Raw genomic sequence first — 17,782 nt, 5'->3', positions numbered from 1 at the left:
ATCCCCTTTTTTGGTTTAGCCAAGTCGGACTAACGATTTGGGTTTGGCGTTGGCACAGTTTGCTTGTCGAGCGGTTCGGGTATCGCCATATCGCAATCACTGATAACGCAGTTTCGGCCATGCTTTTTGGCCACATAGAGTGCCTCATCGGCGCGAGTAATGAGAGATTCCATAGAGTCATCGCCTTTTAAACTCGAGCAGCCGATACTAGCGCTAACTTGCAGCGTGCCTTTGTCGCCAGTGAATCGTAATTCATTGATGCTCATGCGAATACGTTCGGCAATACGCAGGGCTCCCGCCTCTTCTGCGCTGCTGAGCATGATTAGAAATTCTTCACCGCCATAACGAAAGCACATATCCGTTTGGCGAATGCAATCAGTCATCGAAAGTACCGCTTCTTTTAGTACTCTATCGCCCATACCGTGGCCGAACTCGTCGTTCACTCGTTTAAAGTGATCGAGGTCGAGCATCAGTATGGATAGGTCTTGACCATGACGTTTCGCGAGCTCAATTTCACGCGACAAGGTCTTATCTAAGGCTACACGATTGCCTGCACCAGTAAGAGGATCACGGAAGGCTGCGGCGAGTGCCTCGTGGTAACGTAAGGCGTTACGCAGTGGATACACTAAGGTGGACAGTAGCCCTTCGATATTCGCAAGTTCGTGCTCACGGAATCGGGTTGAGCGATGGAACATCAAATCACCCATATAATCTTGTTGGGTCTGCAGGCGATAACTGGCGCTATGAACGCTGGCTTTGCCCTGACTTAACAAAATATTGTTAGGCGCATGATTAAATGTCAGGCCATCAATTAAAACTGCTTGCTGGATCTCGGTAAAAAAGATCTCAATCAGCTGGCTGAGTTCCAGTGTGGTTTGCAGTTTGCCGGATAATTTGAGCAGTACTTCCGGACGGATGTCCGGCCGTGGCGCTAAGTCGCCAAATGGCATGACGACTTTTTCATCGCGGAGTTCTGCTCTACCGTTGCTATGTAACGGACTGACCATGAGCTACCTCATTAAATGGTGATTGCATCTGTAGAGGTGATAAGCGATTTCTATGCCATTATTGAAAATTAAATAAAACGTAATAAAAACAAATAGTTATGAAGTATGGCAGGTAGGGGAGTGGCAAGGGGTTGGCAAATTGACGCCATGAGGCGAGATGTGTCAGCCAAAAAAATGACTGTTCAGTAATGAAAAAGCGGCGATTAATCGCCGCTTTTTTGCGTTTAGCGAACGCCGTGGCCTATCAGGCTACTTAGGCTGTGCATCAAGGCTTTGGCAGTGCGTGCCAATGGACGCTGGGCTCATTAAGTGTAGATAAAGCGGCATGATAGCGGCAGCTTCTGTCACTGTTGCTGGATCTTCTGCCGGATACGCTGCCGCTCGCATGGTAGTACGAGTTGCACCGGGATTAATACTGTTCACTCGAACCTGACTGGTATTTTCCAGTTCTTGCGCCATGACTTGCATTAGCCCTTCGGTGGCGAATTTCGATACCGAATAAGCGCCCCAATAGGCACGACCTTCGCGGCCAACACTGCTGGTGGTGAAAATAACCGATGCGTCTGCGGGTGCAGATCGCAACAGTGGCAGTAAGTGTTTCATCAAAGCAAATTGGCCGTTGACGTTAATTTGCATCACTTTCTGCCATGTATTGAAATCATAGTTTTCAAGTGTAGTACGCTGTCCTAGAACCGAGGCATTCAGCAGGACGCCGTCAAGATGGTCGAAGTTTTCGTTAATGAGAGCAGCCAGTTGACGGAAAGGATCTTCGTCTTTTTGCTCAAGATCAAAAGGCAGTACCGCGGCTTGTGGCAGATTCTCGGCTTCAATCAAATCGTAGGTGTCGTTCAGTGCCTCTTGGGTACGGCCAAGCAACAAAACTGTCGCACCAGCACGGGCGTAGGTTAGGGCAGCTTCGCGGCCAATACCATAGCCTGCTCCTGTCACTAAAATGACACGGCCTGCTAAAATTTGATCGTTTTGTTCATTCATTGTTCGGTCTCAATAGGTGGTAGCGGCAATAGCGGCAAGGGTGTCGGGCAAACTGCCGGTGGAAGTTTGCCGCCATGCTGGTGGAATATCAATAACGTCTCAAGCTTGGTGTGCTGCGATAAGCGTTAATAAGTCGGTCGGTTGTTCAATCCAAAGATCGACTGGCCATAAACTGCCATTGTCGCTGGCCTCGAGATAACCAAATCGGGCAGCAATGGCCAGCATGCCTGCGGCTTTGGCTGCTTCCATATCGCGCAAATGATCACCGACATACCAACATTCGCTGGCGTTGACGTTCAGCTGCTGTGCGCCAAGAAGCAGTGCATCTGGAGCGGGTTTTGATTGGCTAACATCTTCTGGGCAAATCACGCTATCACAGTGAATGCCCAAATTAGCGAGTAATGGGTCGGTGTAGGCACGAGGCTTATTGGTAGCAATACCCCAGCGGATTCCTGCTGCTTCGATACCTTTGATGGTTTCATCAAAGCCCGGAAAATAACCGCTTAGGCTACCAATACAGGTGCTATAGCGGTCGAGTACGCGCATGCGATAAGCCTGAATATCATTGTGGTCTGCTGTGATCTCGAAGGTCAGGCAGGCGAGAGCAATGCCACCATTACTCACTTGTTCACGAATGCGCTCGTGATCAAGTGCTGGCAAACCTTCGTCGGCACGTAAGCTATTAACTACATCGTAAAAATCCGGTGCGGTATCAACGAGAGTGCCATCAAGATCAAATAGTATGGCCTTAGGTGGCGTTAGCTTCATGCCTCGGCATCATCTTTACGAGTAGCGACCAAATAGTTTACGGCCACATCGAGGTCTTTCAGGCTGTAGTCTTTGGTAATTGGGTTGTAGACCATCCCCGTCATATGGGTCACCGATAATTCAGCGGCACGACACCAGCGTGTGAGTTCACTCGGTTTAATGAATTTACTGTAGTCATGGGTGCCGGCTGGCAGCATGCGTAACAGATATTCGGCACCAATAATCGCCATTGCATAAGCTTTGGGATTGCGATTAAGCGTTGAGAAGAATACGTGGCCGCCCGGTTTTACTAGGGTTTGACAGGCTTTAATGATCGAGGCTGGATCTGGCACATGCTCTAGCATTTCTAGACACGTAACGACGTCGAAGCTCTCAGGCATTTCAGCCGCCAGTTCCTCTACGGCAACCTGACGATATTGAACGCTCACACCGGATTCCAGTGCGTGAAGTTTGGCGACGTTCAATGGTGCGGCACCTAAATCGATACCCATAACGTCGGCACCACGTTGCGCCATCGCTTCGCTGAGAATACCGCCGCCGCAACCCACATCTAATACGCGCTTTCCGGCTAAGCTTGCATGACGATCAATGTAGTTGGTTCGTAATGGATTGATGTCGTGCAGCGGCTTGAATTCGCTATCCATATCCCACCAACGTGACGCTAGGGCTTCAAACTTAGCGATTTCGGCGTGATCGACATTGCTTTTGATGGCGGCGCTCGTGGTAACTTCGGTCATATTAAAAATCCTATTAAGCGTTGGCTATCTGTTGCTGCCAGTACTGAGTCTGCTGACGTAAAGTATTTTCGTTTAAGGTGGTTAACTCGCCGCTATCGAGCAAGGCTTTACCAGCCACCCATACATATTCTGTAGCACGGCTGCTATCCGTGTAGACCAGCTGTGAAATTGGATCATACATGGGCTGCTGTGCCAAACCGGTGAGTTTCACGGCTTGTAAATCGGCCCATTTGCCAAGGCTAATAGAGCCCGTCTGCTCGTCGATTCCAAGCGCTTTAGCGCCACCCATTGTCGCAGCATATAGGGCTTGGCCCGCAGGAAAAGCTCCGGCATCCATGGCAACCGCTTTGGCTAGCATTGCGGCGGTTTTCAATTCACCTTGGATGTTTAAATCGTTATTACTGGCAGCGCCATCCGTTCCTAATGCTACGGTAATTCCCGCATTTAAGAATTTCTGGGTTGGACTAAAGCCGCTGGCCAGTTTTAAATTCGACTCAGGACAATGAACGATCGAAGCCCCAGCATGCTGCAACAATTGAATATCGCTGTCGTTGATTTGCGTCATGTGCACGCAGCTGACACGCTCTGTAAGAAAACCTAAATCAGCTAAGCGTTGCGTCGGGCGTACGCCGTATAGTTCCAAGCTTTGCTCAACTTCAAAAGCGGTTTCATGCAGGTGAATTTGCACGGGCATATCGAGTTGGTCAGCGAGCATTGTGATCTCTTTGAGCGGTTCGTCGGATACGGTATAGGGCGCATGGGGGCCAAGACCGAGTGTTACTAATGCCTCATGACGAAAGCGTTCGTGTGCCGCCAGAGCTTTGCGAATGTACTCGTCGGCGTTCTGTGCGAAGTTAGTTGGAAAATCGAGAATCGGTGTGAAAGCAACACTGCGGATTCCCGCATCAATCGACGCTTGTACACTGTCTTCCGGAAAGAAATACATATCTGCAAAGGTCGTAGTGCCGCATTTCAGCATTTCTGCAATGGCTAGCTGGGTGCCTTGATAAACAAATTCGCTGTTTACCCATTGGCCTTCTGCGGGCCAGATGTGTTCTTGCAGCCAAGTCATCAAGGGTAGATCGTCGGCCAAGCCGCGAAACAGCGACATAGCAGCGTGACCATGAGCATTAATATAGCCAGGTAAAAGAGCGTGCTCATCGAGTGCAATGGTCTCGTCGGCTGTCCAAGTCGCGTTGGCCGAGTCCTCTATGGCAACTATTCGACCCTCTTTGATGAACACAGCTTTGTTGTTTTCAACCTCAGCTTGGCCGTCCATGGTGATTAACCAGCGGGCATTGAGTCGCAGATCGGCGTGTTGGTTAGCCTGCATTCCTGATTGCCTTATTACTATAAATAGTAGCGAGTATACCTAATCGGTTTGGGGCGGTGCGACTGCTAAGGGCGTTAACTTGGTAAAAAGCGGGTGTAATTAACTAAATGAACGTAAAAAGGAGAGTGATTGTACTTATTTTGATCAATGGGAAGCTGGCGGTTTAGAGCAAAAACGGCTGAAATCGCCGTACAGGCGCTCTCATTAGGTATCTCGTTGTTTTGTGGTATCATTCAGCGCTTTATTGACGGGCTTGAGCCTGTCATCCAAATAACAAGGACAGCATCATTCATATCGAATTTACGATGTGAGTGAGCCGAACTAAACGGGCCAGAAATTTATGGGTGAGTTAGCCAAAGAAGTTCTTCCGATTAACATTGAGGATGAGCTGCAGCAGTCGTATCTAGATTACGCGATGAGTGTAATTGTAGGACGTGCTCTGCCAGACGTGCGGGATGGTTTAAAACCCGTTCATCGACGCGTTCTGCATGCGATGAATGTTCTTGGAAACGATTGGAATAAACCCTATAAAAAATCCGCTCGTGTTGTTGGTGACGTAATCGGTAAATACCATCCACACGGTGACTCTGCGGTTTACGATACCATCGTTCGTATGGCGCAAGACTTCTCTATGCGTTACACGCTGGTGGATGGTCAAGGTAACTTCGGTTCTGTTGATGGTGATTCCGCTGCGGCGATGCGTTACACCGAAATTCGTATGCAAAAAATCGCACACGATATTTTGGCCGACATCGACAAAGAAACCGTTGATTGGGTGCCTAACTATGACGGTACGGAACTCATTCCTGCAGTAATGCCGACTCGTGTACCGAATCTATTGGTTAATGGCTCTTCGGGTATCGCGGTTGGTATGGCGACGAATATTCCGCCGCATAACCTCACTGAAGTGTTGAATGGTTGTTTGGCCTTGATCGACAATCCCGATCTCACCATCGACGATTTGATGGAATATATTCCTGGCCCCGATTTCCCTACTGGCGCCTTTATCAATGGTCGCGATGGTATTGTTGAAGCATACCGCACGGGCCGTGGCCGTATTTACTTGCGTGCACGTCATCATTTTGAAGAAGACGAACGTAACGGCAAGATCAGTATTATCTTTACCGAGATTCCTTATCAGGTAAACAAAGCACGCTTGATTGAAAAAATTGCGGAGCTGGTAAAAGAGAAGAAATTAGAAGGCATCACGGAGCTGCGCGACGAGTCTGATAAAGACGGCATGCGTATCGTGATTGAACTGCGTCGTGGCGAAATGCCAGAAGTCGTATTAAACAACCTGTTTGCGCAAACCCAGCTGCAAGGTGTGTTTGGTATTAACACCGTAGCCTTGGTTGACGGTCAGCCGCGCATTTTGAATTTGCGCCAATTGCTTGATGCCTTTATTAAACATCGCCGTGAAGTCGTTACGCGCCGCACTATTTATAATCTGCGCAAAGCGCGTGAGCGTGGTCATTTGTTAGAAGGCTTAGCGTTAGCGTTAGCCAATATCGACCCTGTTATTGCGCTGATCAAACAGTCGCCAACGGCTTCAGAAGCGAAAGAAGCTTTGATTGCTGCTGCGTGGCAGCCGGGCGATGTGCTGGATATGTTAGAGCGTGCTGGTGAAGATGCCTGTCGCCCTGATGATCTGCCAGAAGAATACGGTTTCCGCGATGGTCTTTACCATTTGTCACCTGCTCAAGCTCAAGCCATTCTCGATTTACGCTTGCAAAAACTGACAGGCTTAGAGCACGAAAAACTGATCGAAGAATACCAAATTAAATTAGCTGAAATTGCTGAGTATTTAGAAATTCTTGGTAGTGGCGAGCGTTTGATGGAAGTGATTCGTGAAGAGCTAGTGGCCATTCGCGAAGAGTACGGCGATGAACGTAAAACTGAAATTATGGCCGTTAAGCGTGACTTGACGACTCGTGATTTAATTCCTGAAGAAACCCTGGTCTTAACCCTTTCCCATGGTGGTTATGCCAAGACGCAACCGATGGATGCCTACCAAGCGCAGAAACGTGGTGGTAAAGGTAAGTCAGCGGCTTCGGTTAAGGATGAAGACTTTATCGAACACCTGTTAGTGGTTAACAGCCATGACACGGTTCTATGTTTTACCGATGCCGGCAAGGTGTATTGGCTAACGGTTTATGATATTCCGCAAGCGAGTCGTAATGCGAAAGGCCGTCCGATCGTTAACGTATTGAATCTTTCGGAAGAAGGCGAGCGCATTACTGCAATTCTGCCAGTACCAGAATACAGCGCAGAACGTTATGTGTTTATGGTGACAGCACGCGGTACGGTGAAGAAAACCACATTGGATCAATTCTCTCGTCCACGTTCTTCGGGCCTAATCGCCTGTGAATTGGATGAAGGCGATCACTTGGTTGGTGTTGCTATTACCGATGGTACACAAGAAATCTTGATGCTGAGCAACGCCGGTAAAGCGGTACGCTTTAAAGAAACCGACGTGCGCGCTATGGGTCGAACAGCCCGCGGTGTGCGTGGTATTCGCTTAGGTGAAGGTCAGCGCGTTATCTCGTTAATTATTCCTGAAGAAAATGGCGCGATCTTAACCGCTTCTGAGCGTGGTTATGGTAAGCGTACACTGGTAACGGAATTCCCAACCAAAGGCCGTGGTACTCAAGGCGTTATCGCTATGGTCACCAGTGAGCGTAACGGTGCTTTAGTTGGCGCTGTACAGGTATTCGAAGGCGATGAAGTAATGCTGGTGAGTGATCAGGGTACGCTTGTTCGTACTCGTACTAGTGAAGTGTCTTTGTTAGGCCGTAATACTCAAGGTGTTACTCTGATTCGTATCGCGGATAAAGAAAAACTCGTTGGCGTTGAACGTATTTGTGATCCTGATGAAGACGAGCTGGTTATTGATGGTGTTGTCCTTGATGGCGAAGCTAGTGAGATGGAAACTGGTTTGGTCGACAATGCAGATGATTCAGTAATGGATGATGATGCTTCTGACTCTGAAGGTGATGAAGAGGGCGACGCGGAATGAGTAATCTAGAGTCTGGATATAAGGCCGAAGACGAAATCGATTTGTTTGATTTGATCGACGATATTAAATCAAAGTGGTACTGGTTGGTTGGTACTGCTTTTGTGGGTGTTGTTGTCGCAGTGCTTTATGCGCTGCTGGCAACACCCACGTACCGTACAGAGCTAGTTTATAAAGAGATAGCGTCAGCGGGTTTAAGTCAATTGAATCAACCGCGATTAAAAGAAACGTTCGAAGTAACGTCTGGTGGGAAAGTAGAGCGAAGAAAAGACGAAGTCATTTTTTCACTAGGGACTGGGCGTGCCTTTTCAGAACTTCGAGGGATGGCTAAGTCGGGTACAGTAAAGCGAGCGTTCTATCAGAAGCTTCTTAGTGAGCAAAATCCAGCTCTCTTAGCTCTAATTCATGATGAAAAATTAACAGATGAGCAGAACTTTAGTCTGTTTTCTGAACGTTTTGAGTATCTGGATCCGGGTGCAAAAGATGGGGGGGATTTGTTTTTGAAAATCACCTTCGACTTATCCGATCCGCAATTAGCGACTAGTATTTTAAATCAATATGGTGAATTCATTATAGAGAGCTATGACGCGCGTATTAAAAACCAGATGGATTTAGCGGTTACTAGTCAGTTGAATCAATATAAAGTTTGGGCGGCTAATATGCGTACTGGCTACTTGGCTGCAAAGCAGTTACGAATTGCTGAATTATCAGAGGCGGCAAAAATAGCCGAAAGTATTGGTCAGGAGCGTCCTTTCTACAGTTCTAATGACGTGGTTGTCAGTAGTGAACCACCGTTATACATGATGGGAAGAAAAGCACTTCTTTCTGAAGTCGAGCAGCTAAAGAATCGTTCCATTGAAGGTGGTGAAGATATTTATATCAAAGGTTTGCCTGAGTTGCTGTGGAATATCTCTCTGCTTGAGACCCTAAGTATTGATTGGGATGCTGTTCGATACGTCCAATTAGACCAAGGTGCTATTTTACCGCTTCGGCCAATTAAACCTCGTAAAATATTAGTGGTAGCTTTAGGCGGAGTTGCCGGTTTTATGGCTGGTATTATGTTCGCTTTATTAGCTGCTGCTAATGTGCGTCGTAAAGAACAACAATCAGCGAAAAGAAAGGCAAAGCGCCCTCCTCATTGGGCAGCTTAAGTAAAAATTGATTGAGTAATGCGCACACTAAAGTGCGCTTGCTTGTTTAAATGTAAGTGACTTTGAGAACGAGTGTAAAAACACCATGAGTCGAGTATTTAATTTTTGTCCCGGTCCTGCAGCGTTACCAGAAACTGTGCTTGAGCGCGCTGGAAAAGAACTAGCTAACTGGCATGAAAAGGGCTTATCCATCATGGAGATGAGCCACCGCAGTAAGGACTACGTTGGCGTCGCGGAAAAAGCCGAGCAAGATTTACGCGACCTAATGAACATCCCAGACAATTATAAAGTCTTGTTTATGCAGGGTGGTGCGAGTAGTCAGTTCACTATGGTTCCTATGAACTTATTGCGTGGTGGTAATAAAGCCGACTACATCAATACTGGGCAGTGGTCTATCAAGGCGATTGCCGAAGCTAAGCGTTACTGTGAAGTCAATGTTGCTGCGACCACCGAAGGCAATGCATTTACCTCGGCACCTTCTCAGGATGAACTTAATTTAAGTGCCGATGCGGCTTATGTTCATTATTGCCCGAATGAAACCATTGGCGGTGTCGCGTTTGACTATATTCCAGATGTTGGTGACAAAGTTCTTGTCGCGGATTTCTCATCTTGCATTTTGTCTGAGCCACTGGATGTGACCAAGTTTGGTTTGATTTACGCTGGAGCGCAGAAGAATATTGGCCCAGCGGGATTGTGTGTTGTTATCGTACGTGAAGACTTGCTTGGCGACACCATTGCTGGAACACCGACCATGTTTGACTACAAGGTTTGTGCTGATAACGCGTCTATGTACAACACACCGCCGACTTACAGCTGGTATTTAGCGGGCTTAGTGTTCGAGTGGCTGAAAGAGCAAGGTGGCTTGGAAGCCATTGCGAAGGTCAATCGTCGTAAAGCAGAGAAGCTTTATGGCTTTATCGATACGAATCCGTTTTATGCCAATCCAGTAGCCATAGCGAATCGCTCCATTATGAACGTGCCATTTACTTTGGCGGATGCTTCGTTAGAAAAATCTTTCTTAGCAGAAAGCGAAGCTGCGGGTTTATTAAACCTAGCGGGCCATCGCAGCGTTGGTGGCATGCGCGCAAGTATTTATAACGCCGTTTCAGAAGAAGCAGTAGATGCATTGATTGCATTTATGGCGGATTTTGCGCAGCGTAATAGCTAATTCATACTGTCTGACCATCGGAATATTCATGAGCGAAGCACAGGAACTCGATCAATTACGCCAGCAAATTGATGCTTTGGATCAACAGATTCAATTATTGATTAATGAGCGGGCTAAATGTGCTCAGCAGGTTGCTGAGGTGAAGTATAAGTATGCGGAGCCTGGCAGCCTTGTTACTTTCTATCGTCCAGAACGAGAAGCGCAAGTATTGCTGAATGTCATGGCGCGCAATGAAGGACCATTACCGAATGAGTCCATTGCGCGCGTTTTTCGTGAAATTATGTCGCAATGCTTGGCACTCGAAGAGCCATTAACGATCGCTTATCTAGGTCCGCACGGTACGTTTACTCAGCAGGCTGCGGTGAAGCATTTTGGCCATGCGGTGACCTGTGCTGGTCAGGTATCTATTGCGGATGTCTTCCGTGAAGTGGAAAGTGGTTCTGCACAGTACGGTGTTGTGCCGGTGGAGAACTCGACTGAAGGTGTTGTTACTCATACGTTAGATAGCTTTTATGATTCGAATCTGTATATCTGTGGTGAAGTGACTCTGCGTATTCATCACCACATGTTAGTAAAATCATTAACGGATAATGTGCAGCGCATATACTCGCATGCGCAGTCGTTAGGTCAGTGCCGTTTATGGCTGGATCAAAACTTCCCTAATGTGGAGCGCATAGCAGTAAGTTCGAACGCCGAAGCGGCGCGTCGAGCATCTTCCGAAGTTGGCGCGGCTGCAATTGCTGGCGAAGCAGCGGCAGAGCTCTATGAGCTAGAAGTGCGTAATGCGAACATTGAAGATCGTCCTGATAACACCACACGCTTTTTGATTATTGGTAAGCAAGAGACCATTCCAAGCGGTGATGATAAAACGTCGATTATGGTTTCTAGCCGTAACCAGCCGGGTGCCTTGTACAATGTATTAGCCCCATTTCATGAAGCTGGAGTCAGTTTGACCCGTATTGAAACCCGTCCAGATCATTCTGGTACGTGGAATTATTTGTTCTTTATTGATTTTGAAGGCCATAAAAATGATCAACGTATTTCGCCATTAATGCAGCGTTTACGTGATGTGGCGGTCGATTTTAAGTGGTTAGGTTCATATCCTAAAGCCGTTCTTTGAGGTGACTTTATAATGACTGGGGCAGTAGATTTTACTGAATTAGCGGTTGAGGGTGTGCGTGGGTTACGACCTTATCAGCCTGGCAAACCGATTGATGAATTAGCGCGCGAACTGGGTTTGAACGAAGCCGATATCGTTAAATTGGCTAGTAATGAAAATCCATTAGGCCCGAGTCCAAAGGCGCTTGACGCTATTCGCAATGAACTTGCTGATTTAACTCGCTATCCTGATGGTGCCGGTTTTGAATTAAAAAAAGCCTTGTGCGAAGCACTCGATATTCGTCCAGAACAAATTACGCTGGGTAACGGATCTAGCGATATTCTCGATTTTATCACCCGTGTTTTTGTTAATGATGGCGATGAAATTGTGGTATCGCAGCATGCTTTTGCTATTTATGGCTTAGTTGCCAAAATGGTGGGTGCCAATACTATCGAAGTTCCGGCGAGGAACTTCGGCCATGATTTAGAGGCTATGGCGTCGGCTGTTACAGAAAAAACACGCATCGTATTTATTACTAACCCTAATAATCCAACCGGTACTTGGCTAACTAAAACCGAGTTAGTGCGCTTTATGGACCAAGTGCCTCAGCGTGTTTTGGTGCTGCTAGATGAGGCGTATTTTGAATATGTTGATGAAGCCGAGTATCCCAATGGTCTGCGCTTATTAGAGCAGTATCCTAACTTGGTGGTTACTCGTACTTTTTCTAAAGCGTATGGCTTGGCCTCATTACGCGTAGGGTACGGTGTATCGAGTCCTGAGATTGCCGATTTATTAAATCGCGTGCGCCCACCTTTTAATGTCGATTCGTTCGCGTTGGCTGCTGCTAAAGCAACTTTGACAGATACCGATTATGTCTCACGCAGTGTTGCTGAGAATAATGCCGGCATGAAACGCTTGGTAGAGGCATTTCATGCCTTGAATTTAAGTCATATTCCTTCGGTTGGTAACTTTGTCTGCTTCAAAGTACCTACTGGCGTTAATGCGATGGATGTTTATCAGGGTTTATTGCAACGTGGTGTTATTGTTCGGCCTGTTGCCAACTATGAAATGCCTGAATACTTGCGAGTATCGATTGGTACATCAGCCGAGAATGAGGTTTTTGTGGCTGCTTTAACTGCGGTGCTGTCTTGAGTTCCGAGTTTCGAATTGAGCGAATTGCCGTTATCGGTTTAGGTTTGATTGGCTGTTCTTGGGTTAAAGGCTTGCGTGCTCGTGGGCACGTTGGTTTTGTTAGTGGATACGATCGAAATCTAGAGTCAATGACGCTAGCCCAAGAGGCTGGGTTAATTGATTTTTTCAGTGAGGATATTACGGACGTCGTTGCTGATGCCGATTTAATTATTATTTCGGTGCCGATTATGGCTGTCCGCGGCGTGCTGGAAAGTATACTTGCTTCGATTTCGTCCACTGCTGTGCTCACGGATGTTGGATCTGTTAAAGGTTCGGTAGCGGCTGATGTAAAGGCTGTGTTTGGCGATGGTTTTACACGTTTTGTGTTAGGTCATCCTATTGCGGGGTCTGAACGCAGTGGTGTTTTGGCTGCGGATGAAAATCTATATGTTCATCATAAGGTCATTATTACCCCCGAAGCTCATACCGATAGCAAAGCCTTAAAACTGGTGCGTCAAGCTTGGCGCGCAGTGGGCGCAGATATTGAAGATATGGCGGTAGAGCACCACGATGAGGTCTTGGCAGCAACCAGCCATTTACCGCATTTATTGGCTTATTCTTTGGTAGATACCCTAGCCAATAGCCATGAAAATAAAGAAATTTTTAACTACGCTGCGGGCGGTTTTCGTGATTTCACCCGAATTGCTGCCAGTAGCCCTGTTATGTGGCGAGATATATTTTCTGCCAACCGCGAGCAAATACTAAAGACCTTAGATTTGTTCGAGCACGATCTTAAATTTCTGCGCGCTGCGATTGAGCTGGGAGATACGACTACCGTTATGGGCGTATTAACCCGAGCCAAGGTGGCGCGTGACCATTTTTCTAAAATACTCGCCCGACGGGCCTATGTGGATCCTATGAAAACTGCATCTGTTACTTATATTGCGACTCCAGGTCAGGCGCTGTCTGGCAGCTTCCGTGTACCCGGCGACAAATCGATTTCTCATCGATCCATTATGCTGGGGTCATTGGCCAACGGCACAACTGAAGTAAGCGGCTTTTTGGAAGGTGAAGATAGCCTCGCCACGCTGCAAGCATTTCGCGATATGGGTGTTGTGATTGAAGGGCCGCATCGAGGTCGCGTAACCATTCATGGTGTTGGTTTGCATGGCTTACAGACACCGCCAAATGCTTTGTACTTAGGTAACTCAGGTACTTCTATGCGTTTATTGGCTGGCTTAATGGCTGGACAGGTGTTTGATGTTGAGATGAGTGGTGATGAATCCTTATCTAAGCGTCCGATGGGGCGTGTTGCTGACCCATTGCGATTAATGGGCGCAGCTGTCGAAACGGCGGAAGCGGGACGTCCTCCTATTAAGGTGATGGGTGGTAGTAAATTAAAAGGCATTCATTACGATTTACCGATGGCCAGTGCACAGGTAAAGAGTTGCGTTTTGCTTGCTGGTCTTTATGCCGAAGGTGAAACCTCAGTTACTGAGCCAGCCCCAACGCGTGACCATACCGAGCGCATGCTTAAAGGTTTTGGTTACGATGTGCAGGTTGATGGCAATAAAGTGACGTTGAAATCTGGTGGTGAATTAACGGCCACAAGCATTGATGTTCCTGCGGATATTTCTTCTGCCGCCTTTTATATGGTTGGCGCCAGCATTATGCCGGGTTCCGACATTACCCTGCAGCATGTGGGTATTAATCCGACGCGTATTGGTGTGATTAATATTTTACGCGCCATGGGCGGTAATATTGAGGTGTTGAATGAACGTGAAGTGGGCGGTGAACCGGTTGCTGACATTCGAATTCGAAGCGCCCAGTTAAAGGGTATTCATATCCCTGAAGATCAAGTCCCTTTGGCCATTGATGAATTTCCAGCCATCTTTATCGCGGCTGCTTGTGCCGAAGGCGAAACCGTATTAACAGGTGCAGAAGAACTGCGCGTTAAAGAAAGTGATCGTATTCAAGCCATGGTTGATGGTTTAGTCACGCTAGGTGTTGATGCGAAAGGCACACACGATGGCGCTATTATTCAAGGTTTTGGTGCTGCCGGAAGCTTTGGCGGCGGTGAGATTGAAAGTCAGCACGATCATCGTATTGCCATGAGCTTTGCCATGGCTTCTCTACGCGGTAGCGACCCTATTATTGTGCGTGATTGCGCAAACGTCGCGACCTCATTCCCGGGGTTTGTTGAATTGGCTAATGCAGCCGGTTTAGCCCTCAAAGTTAATGAGGAATCTGTGGATGCCTGATATTGCACCAGTAATCACCATCGACGGACCTTCCGGTGCCGGTAAAGGCACTGTTTGCGCTAAGTTAGCGGAAGTACTGGGTTGGCGTTTGCTTGATAGCGGTGCGCTGTATCGCATTACTGGCTTGGCCGCGCAGCGACGCAATGTTGATCTGGAAGATGAAGAATCCGTTGCATCGATTGCGGCAAATTTAGATGTCATGTTTGAACCAACACCAGTCGGCGTGCGTGTCATTCTTGAGGGCGATGATGTTACTGACACCATTCGCACAGAAGAAGTCGGCAGTTTAGCATCGCAGGTTGCCGCTCTTCCGGCAGTTCGCGCAGCGCTGCTGCAGCGCCAACGTGATTTCCGTGAAGCACCCGGTGTTATCGCTGATGGCCGAGATATGGGAACGGTTGTTTTTACCGATGCGACGGTTAAGATTTTTCTCACTGCGAGTGCCGAAGAACGTGGCCGTAGACGTTATGAACAGTTGCGTCAAAAGGGATTTAATGCTAGTTTACCCGCCCTTATCGAAGACATCCGGGCTCGTGACGAGCGTGATAGCACTCGTGCTGTTGCACCTCTACGCCCTGCGGAAGACGCTTTACTGATTGATAGTACATCAAGATCTATTGATGAAGTCTGTGAATTGGTAATGAATCAGGTCCGTAATTTAGGACTGATCTGAGATGAAACTCTTTTGCTAGCCAGCTCTCAACAGAGAAGAAGCAAAGGAATTTTTATATTGACTAACACCAAGTGACTGGCCATTTGGATAGCGCAGCTTTCCATTATTCACACCGGAAACGCGCACTAACGAGATAGGTAGATACTCATGAGCATGAGCGAAAGCTTTGCAGATTTATTTGAAGAATCCTTAAAAGATCTGGACATGAAACCAGGTTCAATTGTTATCGGTACTATTGTTGATATCGATAGCGACTGGGTAACTGTTAACTCAGGTCTAAAGTCTGAAGCCGTTATCCCACGTAGCCAGTTCCTGAACGACAAAGGCGAACTAGAAGTTGCGATCGGTGATGAAACTTACGTTTCTCTAGAAGCGGTTGAAGATGGTTTCGGCGAAACTAAACTATCTCGTGAAAAAGCCAAGCGCGCTGAAAGCTGGAAAGAGCTTGAGAAAGCTTTCGAAGCTGACGAAATGGTTATCGGTGTTATCAACGGTAAAGTTAAAGGCGGCTTCACAGTTGACCTTAAAAACATCCGTGCATTCTTGCCTGGTTCATTGGTAGACGTTCGCCCTGTTCGCGATACTGCTCACCTTGAAGGCAAAGAATTAGAATTCAAAGTTATCAAGCTAGATGCTAAGCGTAACAACGTTGTTGTATCTCGCCGTGCGGTTCTTGAAGCTGCTAACAGCCAAGAACGCGAAGAATTACTGGCTAACCTGCAAGAAGGTCAGTCTGTTAAGGGTATCGTTAAGAACCTGACCGACTACGGTGCATTCGTAGATCTGGGCGGTGTTGACGGCTTGCTACACATCACTGACATGGCGTGGAAGCGTATTAAGCACCCAAGCGAAATCGTTGCTGTTGGCGATGAAATCGACGTTAAAGTATTGAAATTCGACCGTGAGCGTAACCGCGTTTCTCTAGGTCTGAAGCAGTTGGGCGATGATCCATGGGTTAACATCAATGATCGTTACCCAGAAAACGCTCGTGTTACTGCACGCGTTACTAACCTGACTGATTACGGCTGTTTTGCTGAGTTGGAAGAAGGTGTTGAAGGTCTGGTTCACGTTTCTGAAATGGATTGGACTAACAAAAACATTCACCCAAGCAAAGTTGTTCAAGTGGGCGACGAAGTGAATGTAATGGTTTTGGATATCGACGAAGAACGTCGTCGTATCTCTCTTGGTATCAAACAATGCACCATGAACCCATGGGAAGAGTTTGGCACTAAGTGCAATAAAGGCGACAAGATCTCTGGTAAGATCAAGTCAATCACTGATTTCGGTATCTTCATCGGTCTAGATGGCGGCATCGACGGTTTGGTTCACTTGTCTGATATTTCTTGGAACGATACTGGCGAAGAAGCCGTTCGTGCATACAAGAAAGGCGATGAGCTAGAAACGGTTATTCTTTCTATCGATCCAGAGCGCGAGCGCATTTCTCTAGGTGTTAAGCAGCTAGAAAGCGATCCATTCTCTGAATACGTTTCTGAGAATGACAAAGGCACTATCATCAACGGTAAAGTAATCGCTGTTGAAGCAAAATCTGCAACTATCGAGATATTGCCAGGTGTTGAAGCAACTTTGAAAGCGTCTGAAATCAGCCGCGATAAAGTAGAAGATGCTCGTAACGTTCTGAACGAAGGTGACATGGTTGAAGCCGTTATCACTGTCGTTGATCGTAAGAATCGTACTATCGCTCTGTCTATCAAAGCGAAAGACAGCGTAGACGATAAAGCAGCATTGAAAGAACAGCGTGCGAAAGCAGACGCTGAGATCACTGGTCCTACCACTATTGGTGACCTGATCAAAGAACAGTTAAACCAAAAAGACTAAGTCTTGTTGAGTTAACCGTTTAAAGAAACCCGCTTCGGCGGGTTTTTTTATGCCCGAAGAAAATCATTTTGACCTTTATGGCTTTTATGGTGCTGATAGTGACGTACGGAGTGGACAATTTGCATATTTTCTGATCACAGTGTGCATTGCTTGCTTGCAAAAGGGTTGAGCTAACTGCATGATTTAGCTAGATTTATTGTGAAGCTTTGTTCTCAAGGAGGGATAGGCGGTGACAAAATCTGAGTTAATAGAACGTATTGTTGGAAGACAACCTCAGCTTTCATCGAAAGATGTTGAGCTGGCTGTTAAAACCTTGCTTGATCACATGTCGCTGACGTTATCGTCTGGCGAGCGCATCGAAATTCGCGGCTTCGGCAGTTTTTCGCTGCACTATCGCGCGCCTCGTACGGGTCGCAATCCGAAAACCGGTGAGACGGTCGATCTGACGGGTAAGTTTGTTCCTCATTTCAAGCCGGGTAAGGAACTGCGCGATCAAGTTAACGACGGGTTGGATCCTGAGGATGACTGAGATTTAAGATTTAATCTCAGATTTGTTGATCTAGTACGGATCATTCGTCGATTTAGCGGGTCTAGATTTAGTCTTCTCAATTG

Annotated in this window: 14 protein-coding genes; 9 read left to right on the top strand and 5 right to left on the bottom strand. The window is 47.2% G+C overall.

Features of this window, described 5'->3' with window-relative positions:
- Window positions 1-29 precede the first annotated feature (29 nt).
- From TOL_RS11075 to TOL_RS11055, 5 genes are all read right to left on the bottom strand, one after another.
- Window positions 30-1,007, bottom strand: coding sequence for a GGDEF domain-containing protein (locus TOL_RS11075; protein WP_015487416.1), 978 nt, complete (start codon window positions 1,005-1,007; stop codon window positions 30-32).
- A gap of 249 nt (window positions 1,008-1,256) precedes the next feature.
- Complete coding sequence (locus TOL_RS11070; RefSeq protein ID WP_015487415.1) at window positions 1,257-2,000, bottom strand: YciK family oxidoreductase; 744 nt, start codon at window positions 1,998-2,000, stop codon at window positions 1,257-1,259.
- A 99-nt stretch (window positions 2,001-2,099) separates the two neighbouring features.
- The gene (locus TOL_RS11065) at window positions 2,100-2,768 is read right to left on the bottom strand and encodes an HAD family hydrolase (protein WP_015487414.1); all 669 of its coding nucleotides are present in this window, start codon (window positions 2,766-2,768) and stop codon (window positions 2,100-2,102) included.
- Window positions 2,765-3,505 (bottom strand): bifunctional 2-polyprenyl-6-hydroxyphenol methylase/3-demethylubiquinol 3-O-methyltransferase UbiG, encoded by a 741-nt coding sequence (gene ubiG, locus TOL_RS11060; protein ID WP_015487413.1) that lies wholly within the window; start codon window positions 3,503-3,505, stop codon window positions 2,765-2,767. Before ubiG ends, TOL_RS11065 begins: the two co-directional genes overlap by 4 nt.
- Before the next feature lie 13 nt (window positions 3,506-3,518).
- A complete protein-coding gene (locus TOL_RS11055) occupies window positions 3,519-4,838 on the bottom strand; it encodes a TRZ/ATZ family hydrolase (RefSeq protein WP_015487412.1) in 1,320 nt (439 codons plus the stop codon).
- A gap of 340 nt (window positions 4,839-5,178) precedes the next feature.
- On the opposite strand from TOL_RS11055, the gene gyrA reads away from it, so the two are divergent.
- The 9 genes from gyrA (at window position 5,179) to ihfB (ending at window position 17,699) form a co-directional block, all read left to right on the top strand.
- Window positions 5,179-7,854 (top strand): DNA gyrase subunit A, encoded by a 2,676-nt coding sequence (gene gyrA, locus TOL_RS11050; protein ID WP_015487411.1) that lies wholly within the window; start codon window positions 5,179-5,181, stop codon window positions 7,852-7,854.
- A complete protein-coding gene (locus TOL_RS11045) occupies window positions 7,851-9,002 on the top strand; it encodes a Wzz/FepE/Etk N-terminal domain-containing protein (protein ID WP_015487410.1) in 1,152 nt (383 codons plus the stop codon). Before gyrA ends, TOL_RS11045 begins: the two co-directional genes overlap by 4 nt.
- 85 nt (window positions 9,003-9,087) lie before the next feature.
- The gene (gene serC / locus TOL_RS11040) at window positions 9,088-10,170 is read left to right on the top strand and encodes a 3-phosphoserine/phosphohydroxythreonine transaminase (RefSeq protein WP_015487409.1); all 1,083 of its coding nucleotides are present in this window, start codon (window positions 9,088-9,090) and stop codon (window positions 10,168-10,170) included.
- Between the two features lie 28 nt (window positions 10,171-10,198).
- A complete protein-coding gene (pheA, locus tag TOL_RS11035; RefSeq protein WP_015487408.1) occupies window positions 10,199-11,290 on the top strand; it encodes a prephenate dehydratase in 1,092 nt (363 codons plus the stop codon).
- 12 nt (window positions 11,291-11,302) lie between these two features.
- A complete protein-coding gene (gene hisC, locus TOL_RS11030; RefSeq protein WP_015487407.1) occupies window positions 11,303-12,421 on the top strand; it encodes a histidinol-phosphate transaminase in 1,119 nt (372 codons plus the stop codon).
- The gene (locus TOL_RS11025; RefSeq protein ID WP_015487406.1) at window positions 12,418-14,661 is read left to right on the top strand and encodes a bifunctional prephenate dehydrogenase/3-phosphoshikimate 1-carboxyvinyltransferase; all 2,244 of its coding nucleotides are present in this window, start codon (window positions 12,418-12,420) and stop codon (window positions 14,659-14,661) included. Before hisC ends, TOL_RS11025 begins: the two co-directional genes overlap by 4 nt.
- On the top strand, window positions 14,654-15,334 hold the full coding sequence (gene cmk, locus TOL_RS11020) for a (d)CMP kinase (protein ID WP_015487405.1): 681 nt from the start codon (window positions 14,654-14,656) through the stop codon (window positions 15,332-15,334). Before TOL_RS11025 ends, cmk begins: the two co-directional genes overlap by 8 nt.
- A 153-nt stretch (window positions 15,335-15,487) precedes the next feature.
- Window positions 15,488-17,170 (top strand): 30S ribosomal protein S1, encoded by a 1,683-nt coding sequence (gene rpsA / locus TOL_RS11015; protein ID WP_025265191.1) that lies wholly within the window; start codon window positions 15,488-15,490, stop codon window positions 17,168-17,170.
- A gap of 229 nt (window positions 17,171-17,399) precedes the next feature.
- Window positions 17,400-17,699: an integration host factor subunit beta gene (ihfB, locus tag TOL_RS11010; protein ID WP_015487403.1), complete on the top strand. Its 300-nt coding sequence runs from the start codon at window positions 17,400-17,402 to the stop codon at window positions 17,697-17,699.
- Window positions 17,700-17,782: the final 83 nt, after the last annotated feature.

This window comes from Thalassolituus oleivorans MIL-1, assembly GCF_000355675.1.
Lineage (GTDB): Bacteria > Pseudomonadota > Gammaproteobacteria > Pseudomonadales > Oceanobacteraceae > Thalassolituus > Thalassolituus oleivorans.
Note: the sequence above shows the minus strand (reverse complement) of the source record. Positions and strands in the feature narration are given on the sequence as shown.

Excerpts from the sequence above, each read along its gene's own strand:
- TOL_RS11075 (WP_015487416.1), bottom strand. The coding sequence starts at position 1,007 with ATGGTCAGTCCGTTACATAGCAACGGTAGAGCAGAACTCCGCGATGAA.
- TOL_RS11070 (WP_015487415.1), bottom strand. The coding sequence starts at position 2,000 with ATGAATGAACAAAACGATCAAATTTTAGCAGGCCGTGTCATTTTAGTG.
- TOL_RS11065 (WP_015487414.1), bottom strand. The coding sequence starts at position 2,768 with ATGAAGCTAACGCCACCTAAGGCCATACTATTTGATCTTGATGGCACT.
- ubiG (WP_015487413.1), bottom strand. The coding sequence starts at position 3,505 with ATGACCGAAGTTACCACGAGCGCCGCCATCAAAAGCAATGTCGATCAC.
- TOL_RS11055 (WP_015487412.1), bottom strand. The coding sequence starts at position 4,838 with ATGCAGGCTAACCAACACGCCGATCTGCGACTCAATGCCCGCTGGTTA.
- gyrA (WP_015487411.1), top strand. The coding sequence starts at position 5,179 with ATGGGTGAGTTAGCCAAAGAAGTTCTTCCGATTAACATTGAGGATGAG.
- TOL_RS11045 (WP_015487410.1), top strand. The coding sequence starts at position 7,851 with ATGAGTAATCTAGAGTCTGGATATAAGGCCGAAGACGAAATCGATTTG.
- serC (WP_015487409.1), top strand. The coding sequence starts at position 9,088 with ATGAGTCGAGTATTTAATTTTTGTCCCGGTCCTGCAGCGTTACCAGAA.
- pheA (WP_015487408.1), top strand. The coding sequence starts at position 10,199 with ATGAGCGAAGCACAGGAACTCGATCAATTACGCCAGCAAATTGATGCT.
- hisC (WP_015487407.1), top strand. The coding sequence starts at position 11,303 with ATGACTGGGGCAGTAGATTTTACTGAATTAGCGGTTGAGGGTGTGCGT.
- cmk (WP_015487405.1), top strand. The coding sequence starts at position 14,654 with ATGCCTGATATTGCACCAGTAATCACCATCGACGGACCTTCCGGTGCC.
- rpsA (WP_025265191.1), top strand. The coding sequence starts at position 15,488 with ATGAGCGAAAGCTTTGCAGATTTATTTGAAGAATCCTTAAAAGATCTG.